This window comes from Bacillus cereus group sp. BfR-BA-01311 (assembly GCF_022664295.1).
GTDB lineage: Bacteria > Bacillota > Bacilli > Bacillales > Bacillaceae_G > Bacillus_A > Bacillus_A cereus.
The window spans coordinates 19,245-39,315 of sequence record NZ_JAKUHC010000014.1 but is presented as its reverse complement, the minus strand read 5'-3'; the positions used below and the strand labels follow the sequence as shown (position 1 = coordinate 39,315).

Genomic DNA, 20,071 nt, shown 5'->3' with positions numbered 1-20,071 from the left:
GCGATTTTCACTATGTATTGTTAGTAAATCAAATAACAACATATATCCCTATTGTGACATTTTTTCATACACTTGAAATATATAAGTGCACCAGGCTATGTATGTGCTCTGTTGTTCTCAAAATTCTTTTATTTCATATAATTCAATTCTTATATAAATTACGGTATGTGGAATTATAGTTTAGCATAAATAAAAAGGACAAGCATATTTTCCCTTTTATCACAGAAATGAGTACACTTAACAATAAATGTACTCATTTCCAAAACTTCCACCAGGATTTCCTTTTTGCTGCCGCTATTTCTTCCTGTGCTGATACAATAGTACGTTTAGCATCTTGAATCTCTCTGACCATCTTCATAAGATTATCATCTCTTAGCTCTAACCTTTTTTCTATCCTTTCTTCACGTTCCTTACGATCTTTCATATCTTCCATTATTACTTTATTTCTTTCTTTAATATCCTCTTCGATTAATTTGTTTCTTTGATCTATACGATTACCGAGTCTCTTTTCCATTTCTAATAGATTCGCTTGCTGCACCTTATTAATTTCTTCTATCATAGCGCTATATTGTTGCTGGAATTGATACTGCATCTGATAAGGAACTGGATCTGTCCCCTGGGATTCCTCTTTCTTATTATCAATTCCAAACTGCTTCGCAATCATTTTCGCAGCTTTTTCTAAAGTCATACCATCTTGCTTACTCAACTCTACTAACTGTTCAATAAGCAAAACATCAAACTCTGTATATTCCCTTCTCCCTCGACTATTCTTTCTTACATCATACCCTTCACGTTCAAGAACATCCGAATACTTTCTAAGTGTGCTGCCACTTACTCCTAAACGACTATAGACTTCATTGCTGGTATATACTATCTCTGCTTCTGACATAGCGCTACGCCACCTCCTATAAGGAAAATTCCATATTAAAGGGCTAATACCTCTTAAAATCCATCGACGAAGCTCGCACATTCTTTGCAATGTTTTGTCGGAATTATACACATCCACATAGCGCCATAGTCAAAGATAATCCCCTTATAAACAAACCCATTACACAGTAAAAAAGAAAATCACCTGATTCAAACTAACCAGTTGTTTTCTTTTTAGTTCCCTATGAATTTAATTTGTCCCTTCGCAATCAATGTGGGTGTTTAAGTTTTTCTTGATAAGTCACCTAAAGGGTAAAATATTAAGGGACGATTAAAACACTGTTCCAAATAAAAAACACTTCTCTCGAGTTAGAGAAGTGTTTTTCTTTCATTACTGATTTGAGCTAGAAGATTATGATTTTTTTGCAGCTGATTGTGCATTTTGTTTTTGCACAGAATGCACATCTGTTTCAGTTGCAAACTCTGTGCCATAACTAGCATTCGCACTTTGAGCACCAGAAGATTGCGCTTTCTTTGCTTCTGATTGTGCATTTGCTTGTTTTACTGCTTGTACATTCGTTTCAGTTGCAAACTCTGTACCATAGCTAGCATTTGTACTTTGAATGCTAGCACCAGAAGTTGCCTTGTTATACCCTTGTTGTTTTTTGTTCATCTTTCTCACCTCCACAATCAATAATGTAACCAATCCATTTAAAAGCTATTCTTAATTATATTTTTAAACTTCCACATATTATTTTAATCCTCATTCAAACTACATATTATAAAGATGAAAGTATGTATATAGGACGAGATATGACTGAACTAACTATGCTTTTAAGAAATGAATGGAAAGAAGAAAAAATATTAATTACATATTATGAAGATGGCTATTTTCTCTCAAGTTGTATGACTGTTGTTGATATTTATCCGCTAAATAGTGCTGTTATATGTACCGATTCTTTTTATAATAAGATGACACTACAATTTTCTAACATAATGGACGTAAAATAGAATAGATTTAAGTAATCACATTGGGATTGTTAAGGAGTGTATAAAATGCAAGGGAATCAGATAAGAAAGAATACAGCAAGAACAGTTATTCATAATGATATAGAGAACTATCCCTATTTAAGCATACCTACGATTATAAATGAGAAAGATGGAATGCTTTATGAAATTTTAAGCACTGGTTTTCATACTAATAATGCAGTAGCAATGATAAAAACAGAAGGTTTTGCTACAACCAGGGCAAATACACCGATTGCAACAGTAAAAAACACTGATGGTAGTATTCAAGTATTCCGCTTACCTTTAGAACTGGAATATTGGGTACTTTCTTGTATGCGTAATGCTTCAACAGAAAAAAATCCTTTCCCATGTAAAGTTGCTTTTGGAATCATTGACAATAAATTTCATGTAGAATTTAAATAAAAAAGAAGGGGCTACTCAATTTGAGCCCCTTCTTCCTTAAGTTATATAAACATCACTTCTCTGTATTGTTTATAGGAACAAATCCATTCATTACTTCCACTGTTAGAAACTATTCTCCTTATCTTCAGGTTTATAAATTTAGCGCACTCTAAGTGCAATATAAGGCTTCATTCCCCAAGTAGTAGATACTGTATTTCCACAAGCCATATTTCTACCAGAATATCTTATTGCCCCTGCTTTAAAATCAAATGTATCAAATCGTTTAAAGGTCTCTAATGGACTTTTCCCTTGAATTGCTCGTCTAATAACATCTGCAGCTATTTCATTAGCTACTCTCCTCATCTCAGCCGTAAACTTGTGTTGTGCATCAGTTTGTATAGATGAAATAGTACGATTTACTAATTCATTTATCCAGTACAAAAAAGCAGTTGGATTAGCGCTAAATACAGATACACCTGCAGCTACTACTCCCTGTAATACATCTTTTTCTGCAATGTCATCAGACCAAGCTGCAACCCAACCACCATTTTCGATTTTATGTTCTAATTCAAACTTATTTGTCAGGTATCCAGTATGACCGTGACACACAGGAGGTATTACAGAAGAAGGATGATGTACTGCATGATCTATCTCATGCCCTAAATAATCTAACCCACTGCTCACCCAACTCATTCGTTCCGATTCAGAACTATGAATATCATGTATTGACGTTCCATTGTCTTCATTATTCCATCTCCCATAATCCCAATTAACATAATAATTATAATGATACTCTGGATAATATAATGAATACAATGGAGTTAATCTAGATAAATATTGTGGAGAGTAATTACTAAATTGACCACATTGAATTATATATAAACCATATGGATTAATTAACATCATAATTCTACTTTTGAGAGCAATATATGGTAAACAAGGTTAGTTAGGTACTTGTTTAAATTTAAATGGGTATAAATTGGAGGACTTAATAAAAAGAGAATTTGATAATAATAGACAAAATTCCGAATATGAGACTATTTTCTATTTTTCACATCAAAAATAGACTGGACCATCCATTTTCAGCATACACATTTCTCTAACAAATTTAATCCAGGAAGGAGAGAAATAAGTTTCTCTTTTGGATAACGTAACGCAGTAAGAACAAGAAATGAGTTTAGCGAAAGTAATAGATGGAATACGTAAAAAGCATTGGAAAAACAGCATTTTACGAAGGATTTCCTACACGCATAGCGCCACAGCTAGATACAGAAACGTGTCTATAGGAGTAGCATCAAGAAAAGCTGAAACTGAAACTCTTGCATACTATATAATTAGGAAAAACAGTTTTGGAAACAAAACGCCCTTTCCATTGGGACAACCCGAAGGGAAGACCGATGTTTTCCCGCCCTACATAAAAAGGCCACCTTAGGGTGGTCTTTTTAGTTCTGGTTCAGAAATTATTTAATAACATGTCTATCAGGTTAAGAATACAAATCGTCCCATGTACATCAACTTAAGAATTCCCACTACCACCAAGTGCACCTGTATATTTTTATATATGAATAAAACGTAATTACAAGTGCAGCTGTAAGAACAACATTTACACCACCGGAAGTAGCGAAACTTTATAATTTTCCATCCTTAAATTGTAAAGAACAATGTATTACAATCGTTAAATTCGGTAGCGGATACCAAAAACTTCCTTCTTCTAATTCGAAAGTAAACTTTTGAATAGAAATTCACTTTCCATTTCATCAATAAGAAAAACCACAGCAATTGCTATGATTTTTCTTATTGCTCTGGCTAAAACTATGTTGTAAATGCTCATGGCATTGTATGTTGAATTTCAATTTTAGGTTCCAATGTAAACATTCAGATATTAGTTTACATTCATATCCACTGGTACCCTTAAAACCACTAACAGAAATATATATTCAAAACACTATAAATAAAGAGACTAAAATACCTATTAATAACTATATACTTTTTTGTTTTTATCACTATTCGTAATCAAATAAGCTCAAACCATATATGGGGTACAGACTGCCAAACGGAAAAAAACACGCTAAGGATTTTCGAGTCATTTTATCGCTAATTTAAATTATATTGTATTCAAAATTAAATTGCTTTGATAAATCGCTTTGCATTAATAACTTTTTTCATTGGTATTCTCATGCCTTAAAGCAACACAAATGATGGTTTGTTATATCAGAATATTCTTAACGTGGTTTATTTCGAAAATCCTGGCGGTATCCCTAACAAAAAACAATCTCACCTTTAAGTGACTTTACATAAGCTTAGCTCAAATAGCGATGGAGGCCCCCACCCATCATCCAAAGAAAACTAGCCAAATAACGAAAAGATAGCCATTCCTATAGGCTGATTTAAATTCCCACCATTAAATTCACCTCCACATACTGGTAATATCGGATTTGCAATATCATAAATTTCTATCATATCATCGCCATTATTAGCTACATAAAGAATTATACCTGTAATAATTAACCCCGCCGGTCCATTTTTAGCAGGTAACGGCACACGTTTTGCAGCATCTAGAATTCCACCTCCTTCCAACTAAAAAATACAGTAATTCAAATTTTAGAAGGTACCTTAGGGCGTCTTTTCTTTTTTAAAAGGACCTGCTCAATTACTCTATAAAAACATAAGATAAAATGAACCCGTTAAGGCACTTGAGTGAACCCTTGTTTTACCCTCTTATCAAAAGGAGGATCTATTATGGGATTTGGTGGTAGTTGTGGCGGCGGTTTTGCTGGTGGCTTTGCTTTATTAGTTGTATTATTTATTTTATTAATCATAGTTGGAGCTGCTTGCTTCTGCTAAAAAACTATCAGAAAAGACACTCATATAAGAGTGTCTTTTCTTTATTTCTAAATGTGGCTTTAAAATAGTGTTTGATCAAAATTACCTTTCAAACTCGTATTTTACGTTAAATAAAAGGAATCCGTTTTGAAAAAAGATTGATCAAAACGGATTCTTCTCTTGTGAATTAGTATAGATCTTTTATAAAAAAGTTTGATTATTTTATGCCTGTGATCTTCCACAATCGCGCCCTTTAATGGAATAACTAAAATATTTATCAAATCCTATACTCATTAGTCATACTCTAATGAAAGTTTCCTTGTTCTCTTCTTCAATACAAAAGGTGTTAAATGCACAGCGAACTTGATATTCGGTACGTTCGTTCTAATATACATTTCCTCTCCCTTCACAACTGCAAAGGTGGGTGATGATTTCCCCTTTCAAAACCTTCAACAAGTTTTTGAAATGCTGGTATTGGAGAGTATTTGTATCCTTAAAATTGGTGATTCGTCATAAAATTTCTGTTTAAATAGAAAGAATATCTGATAAAAATAAGTGCAAGTATAACGAATAATCCACCAATCCAGCTTAAATTTTCTATATTAGTATATTGAATAATGATTCCTCCTAATGCAGAGCCAATCATCATTCCCACATTCATTAAGGCGGTATTAAAACTGAGTACTGTTTCAGAGGATTGTGGTTTCAGTGAAATCAGATAAAACTGCTTTGCAGGTGTCGTTGTCCAAGTTGCTACTCCCCAAAAAGCTAGTGTGACAAATACACCAACTGTCCTATACTGTGTAAATGCCAGTACAAATAAAGAGATGATATGAACACATAAACTTAATGATATTGTTCTATTAGGTCCCCATCTGTCTACCGCATATCCTCCAAAGCGTGAACCAATAAAAGCAAAAGTGCCTAAAACAAATAAAGCAATACTTGTCATTTCAATAGAAAAGCCAGCAGTATGACTTAATAATGGAGCAATGTAGGCAAATACCATCGTATATCCTAAAATCCAAAAGATCGTTGTCATTAAACCCGTAAGGATTCGTTTATCTTTTATAATTTGTAGCTGTTGTGTAAATGGCATCGGTTGATTTCCTTTTGTAGCTGGTAATAATTTGTAAAGTCCTATCATTAAAAAAAATGTGCCAAGCGCAATGATTAAGAAAATATAGTGCCAATCAAAATGTCCAGCTAAAAATGTTCCGATAGGCACTCCAAGTACTAATGAAACAGTGAAACCTGTAATGACTGTTGCCATAGCACTACCTCTTTTTTCTGGAACTGCAATTTGCGCAGCATAATTGGTGGCAACAACAATGTATAGCCCTCCACTCATCGCCATAATGACTCTGGATAACATAAGAAGGACAAAACTATAGCTGAAAAATGCAACTAGATTTCCTAAAATAAATAAAGAGATAGCATATAAAAGCACTTTTTTACGGTTCAATTTAGACGTTAGCATGACCAAGATCAAAGCTCCAATAGCATAAGATAAAGAATAAATCGTAATCAACTGACCAGCCATTGAAATTGAAATATCTAATTCAAAAGAAATCAGTTCTAAAATTCCAGAAACAACAAATTCTGCTGTTCCTGTTACAAAAGCCCCTAAAGCTAAAAGTATGATGATTAGTTGATTCATATTATTTTTCAATTTGTACATCTCCTTATATTTGAACTACTGTTTTTATTTTATGTTCCATGTTAACATAAGTAAAATTGATGTTTTTAATAAAGGAGATGAGTAATTACTCATGACTATTGTGCGCTACGAAATCATTGCAAAAGTGGTTGAGCTAGGAAGCTTTACAGAAACTGCTGAAACATTAAATATGACCCAATCTGCCGTGAGTCATGCAGTTGCGAGTTTAGAATCTGAATGGGGAGTTTCTTTATTAATTCGTGATCGAAAAAAAGGAATAACACTTACAGATATAGGACAAAAAATTCTGCCGCATATTAGAGAAATATTGAAAAGAGTGGAAGTCATTAATCAAGAAATTACGCTTATGACAAGCTTGGAAACAGGTATTATTCGTATCGGCACTTTTGCAAGTGCTTCTTCCTGCTTATTGCCTAAATTACTTGCAAAATTCCGGAAAAAGCATCCAAAAATAGAATTTAAATTTTACGAAGGAACCTATGAAGAGATTACGGAATGGTTAGGTTCAGGCATTATTGACATTGGATTTGTAGTAAAAGGAAAATCAAACCCAAATTTCGATTTGGTTCCTTTGATTAAAGACAAGATGGTAGTCGCTTATCACCCTGATCATCAATTTCATTCTAAAGAAATAGTAGAAATGAATGATTTAATGTATGAATCCTTTATTATGCCCACAGGGATGTACCAATCACATGTTGAGGAATTATTTGCAGAAGCGCAAATTAAACCATCTATTCTTTTTGAAGTACACGACTGTACAACCATCGCTAATATGGTACAGGAAGGACTTGGCGTTACGATAGGTCCAGAATTATTTTTAAAGACACAGCAAAACATAAAAATCAGCAAACTAAATATTGAAAACAGCCGTGAAGTAGCACTTGCCTGTCAATCAATTGCAAATGCTTCTCCTGCGGTTAAGGAATTTCTTCATGTAGCAAAAAATAGAAATTATTAATGAAACACTAAACTACTCCCCATAGTAAGCCAATCCTATTCATGGTTTGCGACGCTTTGAACGCCCAAACCATGGCAGGACTGGCCCTTTAGTTTAATAAGATATCCTACAATTCTTAAAGAATAGAAAAAGAGAATACTGAGTACTAAAAAGATTTGAATGATAATTCCCACCACACTACAAATTAAACCGGAAGTAGCTAATCCACTACCACTTTGGTTTTTTTCTACAATTTCTTTTGTCGCTTTTCTAGCAACTACAACTCCTAAACCACCAAAAAAAACGATCAATGGTATTAGGATCTAAATAATACCAAGGTTTAAAGAAATTACCGAATTACTGTTTGTTTGAGCATTTTCAACCATTTAGATTTCCCCCTTTACAACCCTTTAGTTTAAGGGGAAATCTTCACAATTTTTTTGCTCCATAATTATTTTCATTAAAGTGTTACTCAAGAAAATGGCCCGTTTGTTGAACAAGAAAAAATCCTGCATATCAACACAGGATTTTTAATCAAACTTTATAATAAATTATCGATCTTTATTATAAATAATCAGACTTTTTTCAAAAGCTACACTAAACAGACTTTCTTATTCATTCCATAAAATATACAGTACTGTAAAGCCATTAAAACAACATTCTATCCCATTGTTAGGTCTTCTAATTAAAGGAGAAAAGTTTATGAGTTACGGTGGTTCTTGCAGTGGATTTGGTAGCAACTTCGCTTGACTGATCATTCTATCTTGTTAATCATTATCAGATGTAGCTGTTAGAGCTGTGAATTCGTATATTAGGAAATATAACTATTATTAGAGTTCCTATTCTATACACACCACCTAAATAATGAATATGGATACATTCTATAAAGCGGCTTCTTTTAAAAAGCATAACATATCGTTCATTTTAACGAACTTCAGCCAGAATTCTCCTTCCTCTAAGCACAGCGTAAGTGGGAGATGAATGGTCCTACCTAAAAAAAGCATCATAAAATTTATTTATAATAGAGGTATCAGAGCAAACATTCGAAGGTGACGATATAATGAAATTGAGTTGGACAATTAGTCCAACTAGATGATAATGCTATAGAAATAGGTGGAATTTTTATTCTCCCTAAATTTAGAGGTCTACAATTGGCTGGGAAACTTGTTTTGTTTTAGTAGAAACTGCGAAAGAAGTTGTTCCTCCAATTATTCAAAGAATATAATTGTTGTTTGGATAATTACGATAAACATGTAATATTATTTAAGTTGGGATTTTTCTAAAATGGAAGTGAATACACGCTGTATCTCACCGCATGTTTTAACATAGATTTATCCTGTTTCACCTAGTCAAGTAACTTGTTTTAAAGCGAGACATCATTATTATTTCACCTCTACTTTTAATACATGTTAGTTAGATTATTTGCAAACTTGCTAGCACCCTTTTTGTTTTCATCTATTACATACTCCTGAAAAAAATTTCAACTGATTGATGGATATATGATCATTTATGTAACCCTCACAATAACTTCCTGTTTTTGTAATAATTGGATAGTTAATTCCAATACAATATTTTGCATTAACTGATAACGCTTATCGTGATTTTTACTTTGTTCTGATATAAATTCAATACATTGAAATATATATCCTTCTACACATAAGCTTCCTTTTTCAATTATAGATGGATTATGTTCTTTCTTTATTATTTTTGGCAATAAGAATTCTTTTTTTGTCAAAATAATTTCCTGTGACACCTCTTTTATTTCTATAGTTTTCCCTTTAAAAACTACCTTTTCTATTAAACTAATTTCACCTTTATACCTCCCTATCTCTATTGGTAGTTTCGCAGTTATATAATTATTTACATCTGCTTCAACGTCCTTCTCTAATATCATACTGTGGATAGGAATCCACGAAGATTGGCCTCCCCAACGTTCTTCCATATTCCCTTTTACTTTTTGATTAGAAAGTTCTAAAAGCACTCTCTTTTCATGAAGGTTTGAAGAAACTAAATTACAGTTAATTTCTTCAGGATAATTTTGCATTGTAGTTAATAACTTAGAATCCAGTTCACGCCCTCTTACATCTTTTTCACTTCGAAATACAAATGTTTCTTGATTTTTCACCTTAATATTAGGGAATTTTATAAAACTAGTAACATCCGAAATAATAGAAAATGGCGTTTTTACTTCTATTGAACGTACTGAAGTCGCTATTTTTGATTCCGAATCTATACTTTTTTTCTGTGATTCATTCGTTTTATCTACTTTTGCTGATTTAATTTTCACCTCTTCTTCATCTAATTCATTCGCTTTCGCTTCTTTTTCTAGTAAATTCTTTTCACTTTCTTTCTCAAACCCAATTATTTTATCTTCTTTTTTTGATCTTGCTTCTATTCTTTCTTTCTCCGTTTGTATTACTTTCACTTCTTTTTCTGACTCTGGTTCTTTTCTTTCTTTCTCTGTTTGTATTGCTTTCACTTCTTTTTCTGACTCTGGTTCTTTTCTTTCTTTCTCTGTTTGTATTGCTTTTTCTTCTTTCTCTGATTCTTTTTTTTCATTTTTCTTATTTTTTCTTATTTCGCGTGAATCATCTTGCTCATTTAGTATTTCCCCTTTGTAAAATTTGTTCCATATTCGCTTACCAACCAATGGCTTTTCCATCACCATCCCCCACTTATGAAAATCATAAAATATGTTTTGATACGTGACCGTTTCATCATTATATATGTTTTATAATAATAAAAAAGACATTGTCTTTTTTATTTTATACTTGTACTTGTGAAATTTTAACAGTAATATATAGTATAATTTTTTCGCGAAGAGTATCAAATGTTTCGTTTAATTCTGTTGGACAAGGAGAAAGGTCTAATTCAAAAAATTGAGCACTGACTAATTCGCAATATGGTTGTTCGTTATAAAAAACTGGATTTTTAGAAAGTATTTGTCTAAGCATGGTAAGTCACCATTTTTTAGGAATGATAAAGTGAGGTGTAGTGTCTGAGGAAAAAACAACTAATGCTAGTAATGGCAAATAACCTTCTGTTAAATCTATAAAACCAGAAAATAAAATATTCGCAATACAATCAAATAGTAGTGAATCCAATCCACTACCTGCATATTCAATGCTGTTACGAATATATCCTTGTATAAATAAATTTTCTCTTGTAACTCGGCGGTAATTTATACCTAGTGCTAGAGTGAATACTACAGGACTAATCCTGCAGCCATTATTTCCATTTGTAAGTTCAAAACAATTAGTATCATTGGAGAAATAACAAATAGATGTACCTGAACACTATACAAAAATAAAGAAGGAAAAACGTATTGGGGTGGCAACATGTAATGTTAACAAATAGAGATAAACTCTCGGCTCAATAATAGTCAACCTATTATAAAACGAATTAATAAAGTAAGTATAACCCTAAATGATATAGTCTCTAAAATTTCTAGAAGCAATGAGAGTAAAAAAAATTATCCCTTTCTTTGTGTTATTTTTTGTATTCTAGTACACTCAAGTGTATTCCAATGCAGTTTCATTTGCATAGAGATGATTGTATCGCATGAAAATATACCAATTTGTTGACTATTAGTCAACAAATTGGATATAATGAAGACATAGTATTCGCACATAAATTTTTCAATTTGTTCATTGGAGAATATGAATACCGTGTATAAGTTTATAAGCTTTTTGCATAAAATAAAGAAGACAGAAGCCTGAGAAACTTCTGCCTTTCGCAACTTAAACTTGCTATTTGGGAAGATAGTAGGCGCGGTTGTTTTACAATTTAATTAACTTTGAGATCGAGAACCGTCCTTATTATCTTTTCCGAGTAGGGCGGTTTTCGCTTTTTTATATAAGAAAGGGATTATAGTAATCGTTAAGGTCCCTAAACCTATTCCGATACCTTTAGCATATCCACTTGCTAATTCAATTAAAAATGCGATCATTCTATCACCTCCCTCCCTACTGGATGGAAGTGAGATGACCCGCCTACTATATATAGCAATTATTTTAAGTTACTCTTTAATTGTATTATGAGATGCAATAGGATACAAGTTATATCACTAAATTCTTTCTTTTATTAACTTGTTATTATTACCTTATCTTCTAACTTAGATAGGAGTACAATGCATATCAGTGAACTATCCGCCACTTCACGTCCTAACGGACTGTTTGAAGTGGCGGCTTCTCGGTTAGTCGTTACTTTTGATAGCTAACGAACTCGTCCTAAGGCAGTCGAGCTAACTCCCTTGTTCCAAAGGTTGTTTTATTACTATTTATGCTAACGCTAATAGGCGTATTGCTTCATTTTTGATATTGATAGCTGCGTTATAATCTCTATCGAGATTTACACCGCAAATACAAGAATAGACTCGTTCAGACAATGTCATATTTTTTACATTTCCACAACTGCTACATGTTTTTGTGGCAGGAAACCATTTGTCTATTTTCACAAGTTGTTTTCCTTGTTCATTTAGTTTATAAGCTAAGAAAGAAGTGAACATACTCCCCATTATCAGCGACACTTTTTCCAAGGCGTTTAAACTTAATTGCCAGTAAATAGCCTTTTTCAACTAACAAAGGTGTTAATTTAATATCCAAGTATTGTTCTAATTGTTCCGGTGTTACCTTAATCTGTGTGCCCATTTCAGTCTTTTTTATATTAACAAATTATAATATAGCATTAATTTATGTGAGACTATCATTCAAAAATCACAAGTCCAAAAAGGGCAGGTGAAGGGCTATTTTTCTAATTTCTATCATTATTTATTATTTTCATTTGCTAAAATCTACAAAGACATCAGGGTGTCGGAAACCCTAAAGGGTTTTCCGACACTTTGAGAAAAGGACGCTTGTGAGAACGTCCTTTTTTATTCCTTTAGAAGGTAAGTTACCTTGTTTGAAATAGCTTCAATTTGTTGTGCATTTTTACTATACATTTCACTTGCCGTTTTTGATTTCGTTTCTAAAGAAAATAGTTCAAGATCAGCATGGCATTTTTTTAAAGATGCTAATAATAAAAGTTTGTTTTGAGGAGAAGGCATTTGGAGTTTATCATTATAAATGTCGATAGTAAGTTGTCCGTATGAATCAACTTGACCGAGAAAGACATTTTCAATAACAACACCGAGTTTTTCTAGTTCAGAATGTAACCAAGCGCGGTTATGCCCACTAGCTGAAAGAGGTTCATCTAGTACATTTCCATCCATAATAACAGTTTGTGGTTCCTTTTTACTTGGTACTTTCAAGCCAATATCTTTTGCTGTAAGTGGTTGAGATTCTTTCTTTAATAATACATTTAATTCTCCGCTTGGTTCTAAGACGGCAAATTCTACTTCGGATATACTAAAGGCTCCGTTTCCTCTGAGAAGTTCAAGTAATTCATCACTGGTATACTTTTCTTTCTTTAAATTATCCTCAAGTATTTTGCCATCCTTTATTAAAACTATAGACTTACCTTCAAAGAAATCTCTCGCGGCTTTGTTTTTTAAGGAAAGAATTCCTACGAAAAAAGGTACCGACGCGAAAATAAGTATGGCAAAGACGCCATGGAAAATTTTTTGGTCTAGCCCTGTAGATACTTGAGCGGCGATACCACCAATTGTCATTCCAGCTACGTACTCGAAAAAGGAAAGTTGAGAGATTTGCCTTTTTCCTAAATATTTTGTAATAGTAAATAAAACAATTAATATGAATACAGAGCGGAGAATGACAAGCGTCCATTCGGGTAGGTGAGACATAGTAATTCCTCCATTCTACTTAAAACCCTTTATATTGAGGTTCTTCACGTTCTAATACGGAAACTCTATCCTTTAAATCAGCAATGCATGTTTTTACATTTTTACTGGTGCCGTTGGAGGTAAATTGTTATCACTAATTTAAATAAGTCATTTATTTAGTAAATGCTACCATAATGTTGGTAGTTTTTTTGCTTTATTAAAGAGGATTGTAACCACCAATCAAAAATATTTTTTATCCTTATTAACCTAATTAGCTAGAAGAAAATAGAAAATAAGATTACTCAAACATACAAACACCATTGTAAGTGGTGCTTGTATGTTTGAGTAATTATTTATTGAGGTAACATATAACCAATTAATGTTCTATTAAGTTGGATAAAGGAATTTCTTGTTCATTCTTGGGTTCATTAAGAGGAAATATTCTAGCTGTTTCATTATTTTCATCCACATTTTGAATATAAATTGGAACTCCATTATACGTTACATTAGCCATGACTGGTGAAGCGGCAATCTCTTGTGCTCTTTGTATGTTCATTATAATGACCTCCTTTTGATTTGTAACAGTTATAATATTTACTTCAAACTACTTAAGTATTCTTATTACTCAATAATAAGTAAACAGGGAGCTAGTTTTAATTATGGTTACTTGACTAACGAAGGCAATGGTTAGATTTTGATTTCCTAGTTAGTTGCGGGATTAGTTTATGTAGAAAGTAAATATTTTAATTTTTATAGCTAAGCCTTTTCTATACTTAAATATTTCTACATAGATAAAAAATAAAGAACCGCTACCGGTTCTTTATTTTGTACATTTGACATGGGATTAGGACAAGGGATTTTGTGTTGAATACCTTGTGAGTTTAGAAGTTCGATTAGAAACTTCTTAAGCACTTTTAGTATGTAACGTATTTCCAGTTTCATTTAAGTTATACCATTTATTTGAAAAGGTTTAGGAAAGAAACTTTCAACGATATTTTCGACAACAATAAAAAAAAGCAATAGAACAATTCCGATTACAAGCCAATTCATCCCTATCATCCTTTCATTCCATATCCATTATCGACATGATCAAAAAAGATTAAACAGATTAAGATAAAAATGAATTTAGAAATTTTTCTAAATATAAAGAAGCGTTGTGGCATTTTATATTTTAACAACTTTTTGTTTTAAGATCAGGATGCTTAGCATGAATATTTTGAAAAGGTGAGTAGCATGGTTACAATGACTATTGTTAGGAAATAAGAAGTAACTTTATAAATTTCTGAAATGTACCCATGAACAGAAAACACCTCTTGTACCATATCTAATAAAATAAGGTATAAGAGGTGTTTTTTCTTGTTTTATTCTATTGGGTTACTCTATATCGTTCTACTTCAATTAGGTTCTCCTATATTTAAGAACCCGCTGTAAGCCAATAATAATCTTTACATTAACCTGTTATTGATTATTCTTTTCTTGAATTTCTTCAGAAGGTTCTTCAGTTGGATCTGGCTCATTCTCATCAACGCCATTGCAACCGCACAAGAAACCTACAGATAAAATAGTAGACATGATAGCAAGTAGATATTTTCTTTTCTTCAAGTGATTATTGCTCCTTTCAAATAAATATTTATGTTATTATCATCCGCCTAAAAAAAAAAAGAATATGCTAAAGTCTTCCCGACATTTTTTCCTTTATATCAAATTTAATAATTAAGGGATTGACTAAATGTCTGTAGTTTGTTCCAAAACATATCTCAAGAAAAAGTTACTTTAGTAAAAAAATATGAAAGATTATGTACTGCGATTTATCAAAGATATCGTCAGGAATGTTTCAAATCTACAAAAAATATTTTTCTATATACATTTATAATCCAAATAACAAAAGAATTAAATAAATATGAAATATTGCCAATAACTATACTAGTTAAGATTCCTATGAAGGCACTTCCTATGATATCAAATGGATAATGATGCCCTAGCCAGATACGTGAGAATCCTGTCAAAATTGCTAAAAACCACATGATTGATCCAAATAAACGTTCACGAAGTAAGACGGAGGTTGCTAAGGAAAATGCTACGGCTGTATGTTTACTAGGAAATGAAGAATTATTCTTTGATGGAATAAGTAAACGCACACGGTGTCTAACAAACGGACGAGGTTTAAAATAAAAGAACTGGATAAAACGGTTTATACATAATGAAAATCCTACTGATACCCCTGCAAATAAAATAATTTTTTTGTAAGAATTGTTTCTAAACCACATTAAGGCTAACAAAAAAATGTACAGGAATCGAGTCTTTTGTGAAATAAATATCATAAATGTATCTATGGTTGAATTACGACCAGCTAGACGATTGATAGCCCTAAACATTTTGTAATTCATGCAGATGCTCTCCTTTGTTTTTGAAATGTTTATATAAATATAATGCCCTCGCGAAAGAGAATTATGTAGTGTGCATGTCCTTTCTTATTATGCTACTCGGTATAAATAGATAAATAATATAGTTGCAAATCGAACATGTTTAACGTGATAATGCTCCTCCTACTGGTTATGTACATTTTTAGTTTAGGTACGCGAATCATGCTGTGAATATAGCTATTTTCTTTGTGAATATCTACTAGGCAAGACCACTTTCCTCATTAAAAAAGCTGTTCTTAAGTGTACACTAAGGCAAACAGTTCTAAGTACTCTGTATACGAAACTGCGATTTTTCAAATACTTTAAGTAGAAAGCCTTTCAATAGGAGTGAAAAAAGTGATAAGAGACAAAAGTAAAATGATTCATCTATTTTTATTATTAATTGTTACCACAGTTTTTATATGGTCCGTTATTAAGCCTGCGAGATACTCGACATGGGCAGCGGAAGCTATTCCTGCCGTTCTCGGTCTAATCATTATAATTTCAATATACAATAAGTTTCACTTTACCACTCTCTCTTATATCATTATTGCAATACTAGCCATTATAATGTTCATCGGTGGTCATTACACATACTCAAAGGTTCCACTTTTTAATTGGATAAAAGATGCTTTTGATTTAAATCGAAATCACTACGATCGATTTGGACATTTGATAAAAGGTTTTTTTATAATTGTGATAAGAGAAATATTATTACGGAAAACTCAACTAACCGAAGGTCCTTGGTTAGTTACGATTAGTATAAGTATTTCGCTTGCTATTGCTGCATTATACGAAATCATCGAATGGTTAGCTTTTAAAATAGCAAAGGGAGGAAAAGCAGCAAAAGACTTTTTAGGTATGCAAGGTGATATATGGGATGCACAATGGGATATGTCACTTGCCTTAGTAGGTTCGATTCTTGCGTTACTCACCCTTTCGACATTACATAACCGATTATTAAAAAAGAAGTCATAAAGTTCCAATCTAATAATACATAACTTTTCATTTCCTTTTTTAATTTTTTATAAAACTATTTTGCGCATTTCAGTAAAAAACACTTAGGTACTATTAGGAGGTTCCGGTTTAAAAATCAAGAATTATTAGTATAAGTTGGCATCATAAATTTCTATAAAATATTGCATCATAAATTATGTGAAATTGAACCTAGTGTTTCTTTTTACGATCTTTTTACAGGGGAGGACAAAAATGAATATCCTTAACTTCTTGATTTCATTATTCAATTCTAAAAAAACAACTCAACAAATGTTTGAGTTATTCGGAAATAAAAAGAAGAATAATAAAGGATGGATTTGGGCTTCGTTACTAGGATTAGGAACAGTTTTTGGATTATTAGCAACACGTAATTCAAGTATGATGAGACCTATAAAACATACGTTCCAAGGTTTTCAAAATAAAACAAGAACATTTATTCCATCCAAAGTAAACTTGGCAAATATAGAGTTTGCTGATGAAATTAAGCCTAACACACAAAAGAAACAAAGTAATCCAAACTAGTAACTGTCACTATTAAAAGACAACAACTCTATAAAAAAGCAGATAGCCGGTTCCTTGTTTTACAGGAAATCGGCTAATCTGTTTTAATACGTAAAATTTTCTTTTTTGGATATGGGGATCCGAATTAATTTTTCAACATCTCCACTTGTTAATTGTTATGTATCTTCCTTTGACTCATACCTCCATTGTCCATTAGGTTCATGGGGTACTTTTTTACATCTTCAATTTTCGAAATCCCCTGTTTCCACAATTTAATTTCTAATTGATCTACTGTTCATCATAATTTTTTTAAGTTAGAAATAAAACTCATACCGTTATCCTTTTTGAAAATATAAATTTATAATCCCCTTTAGGATTTGAGATAATACTTTATGATTTAAGAACTTCTTTAGGCACCTTAGCATGAGTACAAACAAACTGCTCAATCATTTGATTTAACTCTGTAGCCGCTTTTGTTGGTATTTGATGTTTTGCACCAGTAATAAATCTTAATTCATTACATGGCAATTCTTCATGTAGTAAGTTTGCATGACTATAAAAAGTTTTGTCATTTTCTCCATAAACCAACAACATAGGTAGATGAATGTCTTTAAGTTGATTGGTACAATTATATTGCAAACTGTAGCGATAATATTGTTCGATATTTTTGGCATTACCTTTCCGAGCTTCTCGAAACATTTTTTTGAATAATTTTTTTGTATTGGAGTTCCCCCAAGAAATGGCAAATGCTAAAAATGAAATTGCTCTTGCTTTCGCCAATTGGACACCAAGAGAAATCTTATTTTTTAAATAGCCTTGACGCACTTCTGACATTCCACCTATTAGAATCCCACCTAAATTATTTTCGGGATATGTTAATAAAAATTCCAAGGCAACTGAGCTTCCTGTTGAATACCCACATACAAAAGACTTTTTTATTTCCAAATAATCCAGTAAACTCTTCATATCTTTAGCAATTAGTGAATACGTAATTGGCTGACTCGAACTCTGACTGTTGCCATGTCCTCTAACATCAAAAGCAATTACTTTAAAATTTCTAGATAATTCTTCTAGTTGATATTCAAAATTTTCACAGGTAAGTGTAGGTGGGTGGATAAAAATGATAGGCGTCCCTTCTCCTTTTACTATGTAATAAAGGTTACACCCCTCTACATCTAACTTTGGCATGTATTGAATCACCTCAACAATTTATAATCTCTTAGTAAAAGCTACTGATTTCATAAGTATTTCACCCTTAATAATTTGTATAAAAAGAAAGAAATATACTCCCTTTCTATTTTGTTAAAGGATTCAATATTCATTTCCCTCTTCAAAAAACATAAAATGTTTAAAAAAGTTCATTTTAATCAACGAAACATTCTACACATTTTAGACAGATATATACCTGTTTTACTAGTCACTTTTGGAATAAAGCTTTTAATACTTTTTATTCCTGCATAGCTCTCCTCAACTCGCTTATACTATAACTGTAACTTCAAGTTACAAATTACTACTCGGTACGCGTGGGCTGCCTTTTTACTACACATAGTTAGTTTACTTAGTTGCTCAAAATGAAGGTTATTAAACGTTCTACACCTCTAAAAATATCGGATAGTAGAATATTATGGTATTAAGTAATATTAAAAAGGTGAATGATATGAAAAGATTTCTAACTTTGTATGCCTTATCTTTAATTTTAGCGGGATGTTCAGAAAAAACACCCTCTCTTAAAAAGAATGAGTTACAAGTTAAACACAAAGATAACAAATTGACTCAAAATACAACACATTCATTTCCCAAAAGTAAACCCTTACAACCATCCCCCACTTCAGCCACTAAAAAAAACATTTTAGATGTGCCGCTTATATCGCAAAAGCCAGAATTAAAATATGGATGCGAAGTTACAAGCTTAGCGATGGTATTACAGCATGCAGGCATTAAGGTTAATAAAATGGATTTAGCTAACGAGATAAAAAAAGATCCTACCCCACTGTCTACAAATAAAAGTGGAGACATCATTCAATGGGGAGATCCTAAAGAAGGTTTTGTTGGAGATATAACTGGGAAAAATAAGGGATACGCCGTCCACGTTCAACCGTTACAAGAATTAATGGAACGTTATCTTCCAAATCGTACAGTAAACTTAACAGGAAAAACTTTTAATACTGTGTTAGCTCAAATTAAGCTCGGTAAACCTGTGGTAGTATGGACTACAGGAGATTATCGCCTTCCAGATAGATGGGAGTCTTGGAAACATGATGACAAAAAAATTACAGCCCCTTTGGATCTACACGCTGTTGTTATTGTAGGTTTTGGGGACAAATACATTTATATAAATGACCCATTAACTGTGAAAAAAGGACATAAAGTGAGCCAAGATATCTTCATTCAATCGTGGGAAGCATTAGGGAAACAAGCATTATCATATCGCTAATCCAAATTTTCTAAATATCTAATACTTTTATTAGTTGCATTCTTTCTATATAACAAATAAAAAGGTCATTTGATGATAAACATAATTTGTCTATAGAAGTACAAAAAATAAAATACTTTTTAAACCCGTTTTCATTTTGCATACTATTTCTAATGTGATTTATACTATATATGTAACTGAAGGCTACAAATCATTGCTGTAAGCGTGGGCTTGTTATGTGTAACAAAGCAGTTAGTTCCATTTACTAATTACTTTATTGCACAGAATTAAGGTTATTACAATTTAACTAAAAACC

At 32.2% G+C, this 20,071-nt stretch carries 19 protein-coding genes and 5 pseudogenes; 9 read left to right on the top strand and 15 right to left on the bottom strand.

What is annotated here, in order from left to right:
• Nucleotides 1–253: 253 nt before the first annotated feature.
• Both MR136_RS23575 and MR136_RS23570 read right to left on the bottom strand, forming a co-directional pair.
• Entirely contained in the window at nucleotides 254–889 is a 636-nt protein-coding gene (locus MR136_RS23575; RefSeq protein ID WP_071728572.1) for a DUF3967 domain-containing protein, read from the bottom strand.
• A gap of 390 nt (nucleotides 890–1,279) precedes the next feature.
• Complete coding sequence (locus MR136_RS23570) at nucleotides 1,280–1,555, bottom strand: gamma-type small acid-soluble spore protein (RefSeq protein WP_071728590.1); 276 nt, start codon at nucleotides 1,553–1,555, stop codon at nucleotides 1,280–1,282.
• A 125-nt stretch (nucleotides 1,556–1,680) separates the two neighbouring features.
• Between MR136_RS23570 and MR136_RS23565 the strand changes: the two genes are divergently transcribed.
• A complete protein-coding gene (locus MR136_RS23565; RefSeq protein ID WP_071728591.1) occupies nucleotides 1,681–1,878 on the top strand; it encodes a YolD-like family protein in 198 nt (65 codons plus the stop codon).
• A 45-nt stretch (nucleotides 1,879–1,923) separates the two neighbouring features.
• Nucleotides 1,924–2,298 (top strand): hypothetical protein, encoded by a 375-nt coding sequence (locus MR136_RS23560; protein WP_242259637.1) that lies wholly within the window; start codon nucleotides 1,924–1,926, stop codon nucleotides 2,296–2,298.
• Nucleotides 2,299–2,436: 138 nt separating this feature from the next.
• Here the strand turns inward: MR136_RS23560 and MR136_RS23555 are convergent, their stop codons facing one another.
• Entirely contained in the window at nucleotides 2,437–3,180 is a 744-nt protein-coding gene (locus MR136_RS23555; RefSeq protein ID WP_078421280.1) for a hypothetical protein, read from the bottom strand.
• Between the two features lie 127 nt (nucleotides 3,181–3,307).
• On the opposite strand from MR136_RS23555, the pseudogene MR136_RS23550 reads away from it, so the two are divergent.
• Nucleotides 3,308–3,565: pseudogene (locus MR136_RS23550) on the top strand (Y-family DNA polymerase); the annotation flags it as partial.
• Nucleotides 3,566–4,623: 1,058 nt separating this feature from the next.
• On the opposite strand, the gene MR136_RS23545 reads toward MR136_RS23550, so the two are convergent.
• Entirely contained in the window at nucleotides 4,624–4,854 is a 231-nt protein-coding gene (locus tag MR136_RS23545) for a hypothetical protein (protein ID WP_078421281.1), read from the bottom strand.
• A gap of 162 nt (nucleotides 4,855–5,016) precedes the next feature.
• On the opposite strand from MR136_RS23545, the gene MR136_RS23540 reads away from it, so the two are divergent.
• Nucleotides 5,017–5,121: a YjcZ family sporulation protein gene (locus tag MR136_RS23540; RefSeq protein WP_000505684.1), complete on the top strand. Its 105-nt coding sequence runs from the start codon at nucleotides 5,017–5,019 to the stop codon at nucleotides 5,119–5,121.
• Between the two features lie 472 nt (nucleotides 5,122–5,593).
• Here MR136_RS23540 and MR136_RS23535 read toward each other — a convergent pair whose 3' ends face one another.
• Nucleotides 5,594–6,781: an MFS transporter gene (locus MR136_RS23535; protein ID WP_139365869.1), complete on the bottom strand. Its 1,188-nt coding sequence runs from the start codon at nucleotides 6,779–6,781 to the stop codon at nucleotides 5,594–5,596.
• Nucleotides 6,782–6,872: 91 nt separating this feature from the next.
• Between MR136_RS23535 and MR136_RS23530 the strand changes: the two genes are divergently transcribed.
• Both MR136_RS23530 and MR136_RS23525 read left to right on the top strand, forming a co-directional pair.
• On the top strand, nucleotides 6,873–7,742 hold the full coding sequence (locus tag MR136_RS23530; protein WP_071728578.1) for a LysR family transcriptional regulator: 870 nt from the start codon (nucleotides 6,873–6,875) through the stop codon (nucleotides 7,740–7,742).
• A 1,049-nt stretch (nucleotides 7,743–8,791) separates the two neighbouring features.
• Nucleotides 8,792–9,004: pseudogene (locus MR136_RS23525) on the top strand (GNAT family N-acetyltransferase); the annotation flags it as partial.
• Between the two features lie 224 nt (nucleotides 9,005–9,228).
• On the opposite strand, the gene MR136_RS23520 reads toward MR136_RS23525, so the two are convergent.
• The 9 genes and pseudogenes from MR136_RS23520 to MR136_RS23485 form a co-directional block, all read right to left on the bottom strand.
• The gene (locus tag MR136_RS23520; protein WP_071728579.1) at nucleotides 9,229–10,383 is read right to left on the bottom strand and encodes a BC_2427 family protein; all 1,155 of its coding nucleotides are present in this window, start codon (nucleotides 10,381–10,383) and stop codon (nucleotides 9,229–9,231) included.
• Nucleotides 10,384–10,486: 103 nt separating this feature from the next.
• Nucleotides 10,487–10,945: pseudogene (locus MR136_RS23515) on the bottom strand (CsxC family protein); the annotation flags it as partial.
• 566 nt (nucleotides 10,946–11,511) lie between these two features.
• Nucleotides 11,512–11,670 (bottom strand): hypothetical protein, encoded by a 159-nt coding sequence (locus tag MR136_RS23510; RefSeq protein ID WP_170879422.1) that lies wholly within the window; start codon nucleotides 11,668–11,670, stop codon nucleotides 11,512–11,514.
• 330 nt (nucleotides 11,671–12,000) lie between these two features.
• Nucleotides 12,001–12,256: pseudogene (locus MR136_RS23505) on the bottom strand (zinc ribbon domain-containing protein); the annotation flags it as partial.
• A 338-nt stretch (nucleotides 12,257–12,594) separates the two neighbouring features.
• On the bottom strand, nucleotides 12,595–13,464 hold the full coding sequence (locus MR136_RS23500; protein WP_071728581.1) for a DUF421 domain-containing protein: 870 nt from the start codon (nucleotides 13,462–13,464) through the stop codon (nucleotides 12,595–12,597).
• Between the two features lie 19 nt (nucleotides 13,465–13,483).
• Nucleotides 13,484–13,549 (bottom strand): annotated as a pseudogene (locus MR136_RS28785) (DUF1657 domain-containing protein); the annotation flags it as partial.
• Between the two features lie 270 nt (nucleotides 13,550–13,819).
• Entirely contained in the window at nucleotides 13,820–13,999 is a 180-nt protein-coding gene (locus MR136_RS23495) for a small acid-soluble spore protein H (protein ID WP_071728582.1), read from the bottom strand.
• 902 nt (nucleotides 14,000–14,901) lie between these two features.
• Nucleotides 14,902–15,045, bottom strand: a complete 144-nt coding sequence (locus MR136_RS23490) for a hypothetical protein (RefSeq protein ID WP_000746491.1) — start codon at nucleotides 15,043–15,045, stop codon at nucleotides 14,902–14,904.
• A gap of 221 nt (nucleotides 15,046–15,266) precedes the next feature.
• Nucleotides 15,267–15,830 carry an undecaprenyl-diphosphatase gene (locus tag MR136_RS23485; protein ID WP_071728583.1) on the bottom strand — a complete coding sequence of 188 codons (564 nt, stop codon included), beginning with the start codon at nucleotides 15,828–15,830 and terminating at the stop codon, nucleotides 15,267–15,269.
• A gap of 372 nt (nucleotides 15,831–16,202) precedes the next feature.
• On the opposite strand from MR136_RS23485, the gene MR136_RS23480 reads away from it, so the two are divergent.
• Nucleotides 16,203–16,823, top strand: coding sequence for a DUF2238 domain-containing protein (locus tag MR136_RS23480; RefSeq protein WP_071728584.1), 621 nt, complete (start codon nucleotides 16,203–16,205; stop codon nucleotides 16,821–16,823).
• 231 nt (nucleotides 16,824–17,054) lie between these two features.
• The gene (locus MR136_RS23475) at nucleotides 17,055–17,363 is read left to right on the top strand and encodes a hypothetical protein (RefSeq protein ID WP_071728585.1); all 309 of its coding nucleotides are present in this window, start codon (nucleotides 17,055–17,057) and stop codon (nucleotides 17,361–17,363) included.
• A gap of 369 nt (nucleotides 17,364–17,732) precedes the next feature.
• Here MR136_RS23475 and MR136_RS23470 read toward each other — a convergent pair whose 3' ends face one another.
• Nucleotides 17,733–18,530, bottom strand: coding sequence for an alpha/beta fold hydrolase (locus tag MR136_RS23470; protein ID WP_071728586.1), 798 nt, complete (start codon nucleotides 18,528–18,530; stop codon nucleotides 17,733–17,735).
• Nucleotides 18,531–18,999: 469 nt separating this feature from the next.
• Here MR136_RS23470 and MR136_RS23465 point away from each other — a divergent pair, with 469 nt between their 5' ends.
• Nucleotides 19,000–19,776: a C39 family peptidase gene (locus tag MR136_RS23465; protein WP_071728587.1), complete on the top strand. Its 777-nt coding sequence runs from the start codon at nucleotides 19,000–19,002 to the stop codon at nucleotides 19,774–19,776.
• Nucleotides 19,777–20,071 lie beyond the last annotated feature (295 nt).

Coding starts and splice junctions, on each gene's coding strand:
- MR136_RS23555 (WP_078421280.1), bottom strand. CDS start 3,180: ATGTTAATTAATCCATATGGTTTATATATAATTCAATGTGGTCAATTT.
- MR136_RS23530 (WP_071728578.1), top strand. CDS start 6,873: ATGACTATTGTGCGCTACGAAATCATTGCAAAAGTGGTTGAGCTAGGA.
- MR136_RS23500 (WP_071728581.1), bottom strand. CDS start 13,464: ATGTCTCACCTACCCGAATGGACGCTTGTCATTCTCCGCTCTGTATTC.
- MR136_RS23540 (WP_000505684.1), top strand. CDS start 5,017: ATGGGATTTGGTGGTAGTTGTGGCGGCGGTTTTGCTGGTGGCTTTGCT.
- MR136_RS23565 (WP_071728591.1), top strand. CDS start 1,681: ATGACTGAACTAACTATGCTTTTAAGAAATGAATGGAAAGAAGAAAAA.
- MR136_RS23465 (WP_071728587.1), top strand. CDS start 19,000: ATGAAAAGATTTCTAACTTTGTATGCCTTATCTTTAATTTTAGCGGGA.
- MR136_RS23485 (WP_071728583.1), bottom strand. CDS start 15,830: ATGAATTACAAAATGTTTAGGGCTATCAATCGTCTAGCTGGTCGTAAT.
- MR136_RS23475 (WP_071728585.1), top strand. CDS start 17,055: ATGAATATCCTTAACTTCTTGATTTCATTATTCAATTCTAAAAAAACA.
- MR136_RS23470 (WP_071728586.1), bottom strand. CDS start 18,530: ATGCCAAAGTTAGATGTAGAGGGGTGTAACCTTTATTACATAGTAAAA.
- MR136_RS23510 (WP_170879422.1), bottom strand. CDS start 11,670: ATGATCGCATTTTTAATTGAATTAGCAAGTGGATATGCTAAAGGTATC.
- MR136_RS23495 (WP_071728582.1), bottom strand. CDS start 13,999: ATGAACATACAAAGAGCACAAGAGATTGCCGCTTCACCAGTCATGGCT.
- MR136_RS23520 (WP_071728579.1), bottom strand. CDS start 10,383: ATGGAAAAGCCATTGGTTGGTAAGCGAATATGGAACAAATTTTACAAA.
- MR136_RS23560 (WP_242259637.1), top strand. CDS start 1,924: ATGCAAGGGAATCAGATAAGAAAGAATACAGCAAGAACAGTTATTCAT.
- MR136_RS23575 (WP_071728572.1), bottom strand. CDS start 889: ATGTCAGAAGCAGAGATAGTATATACCAGCAATGAAGTCTATAGTCGT.
- MR136_RS23535 (WP_139365869.1), bottom strand. CDS start 6,781: ATGTACAAATTGAAAAATAATATGAATCAACTAATCATCATACTTTTA.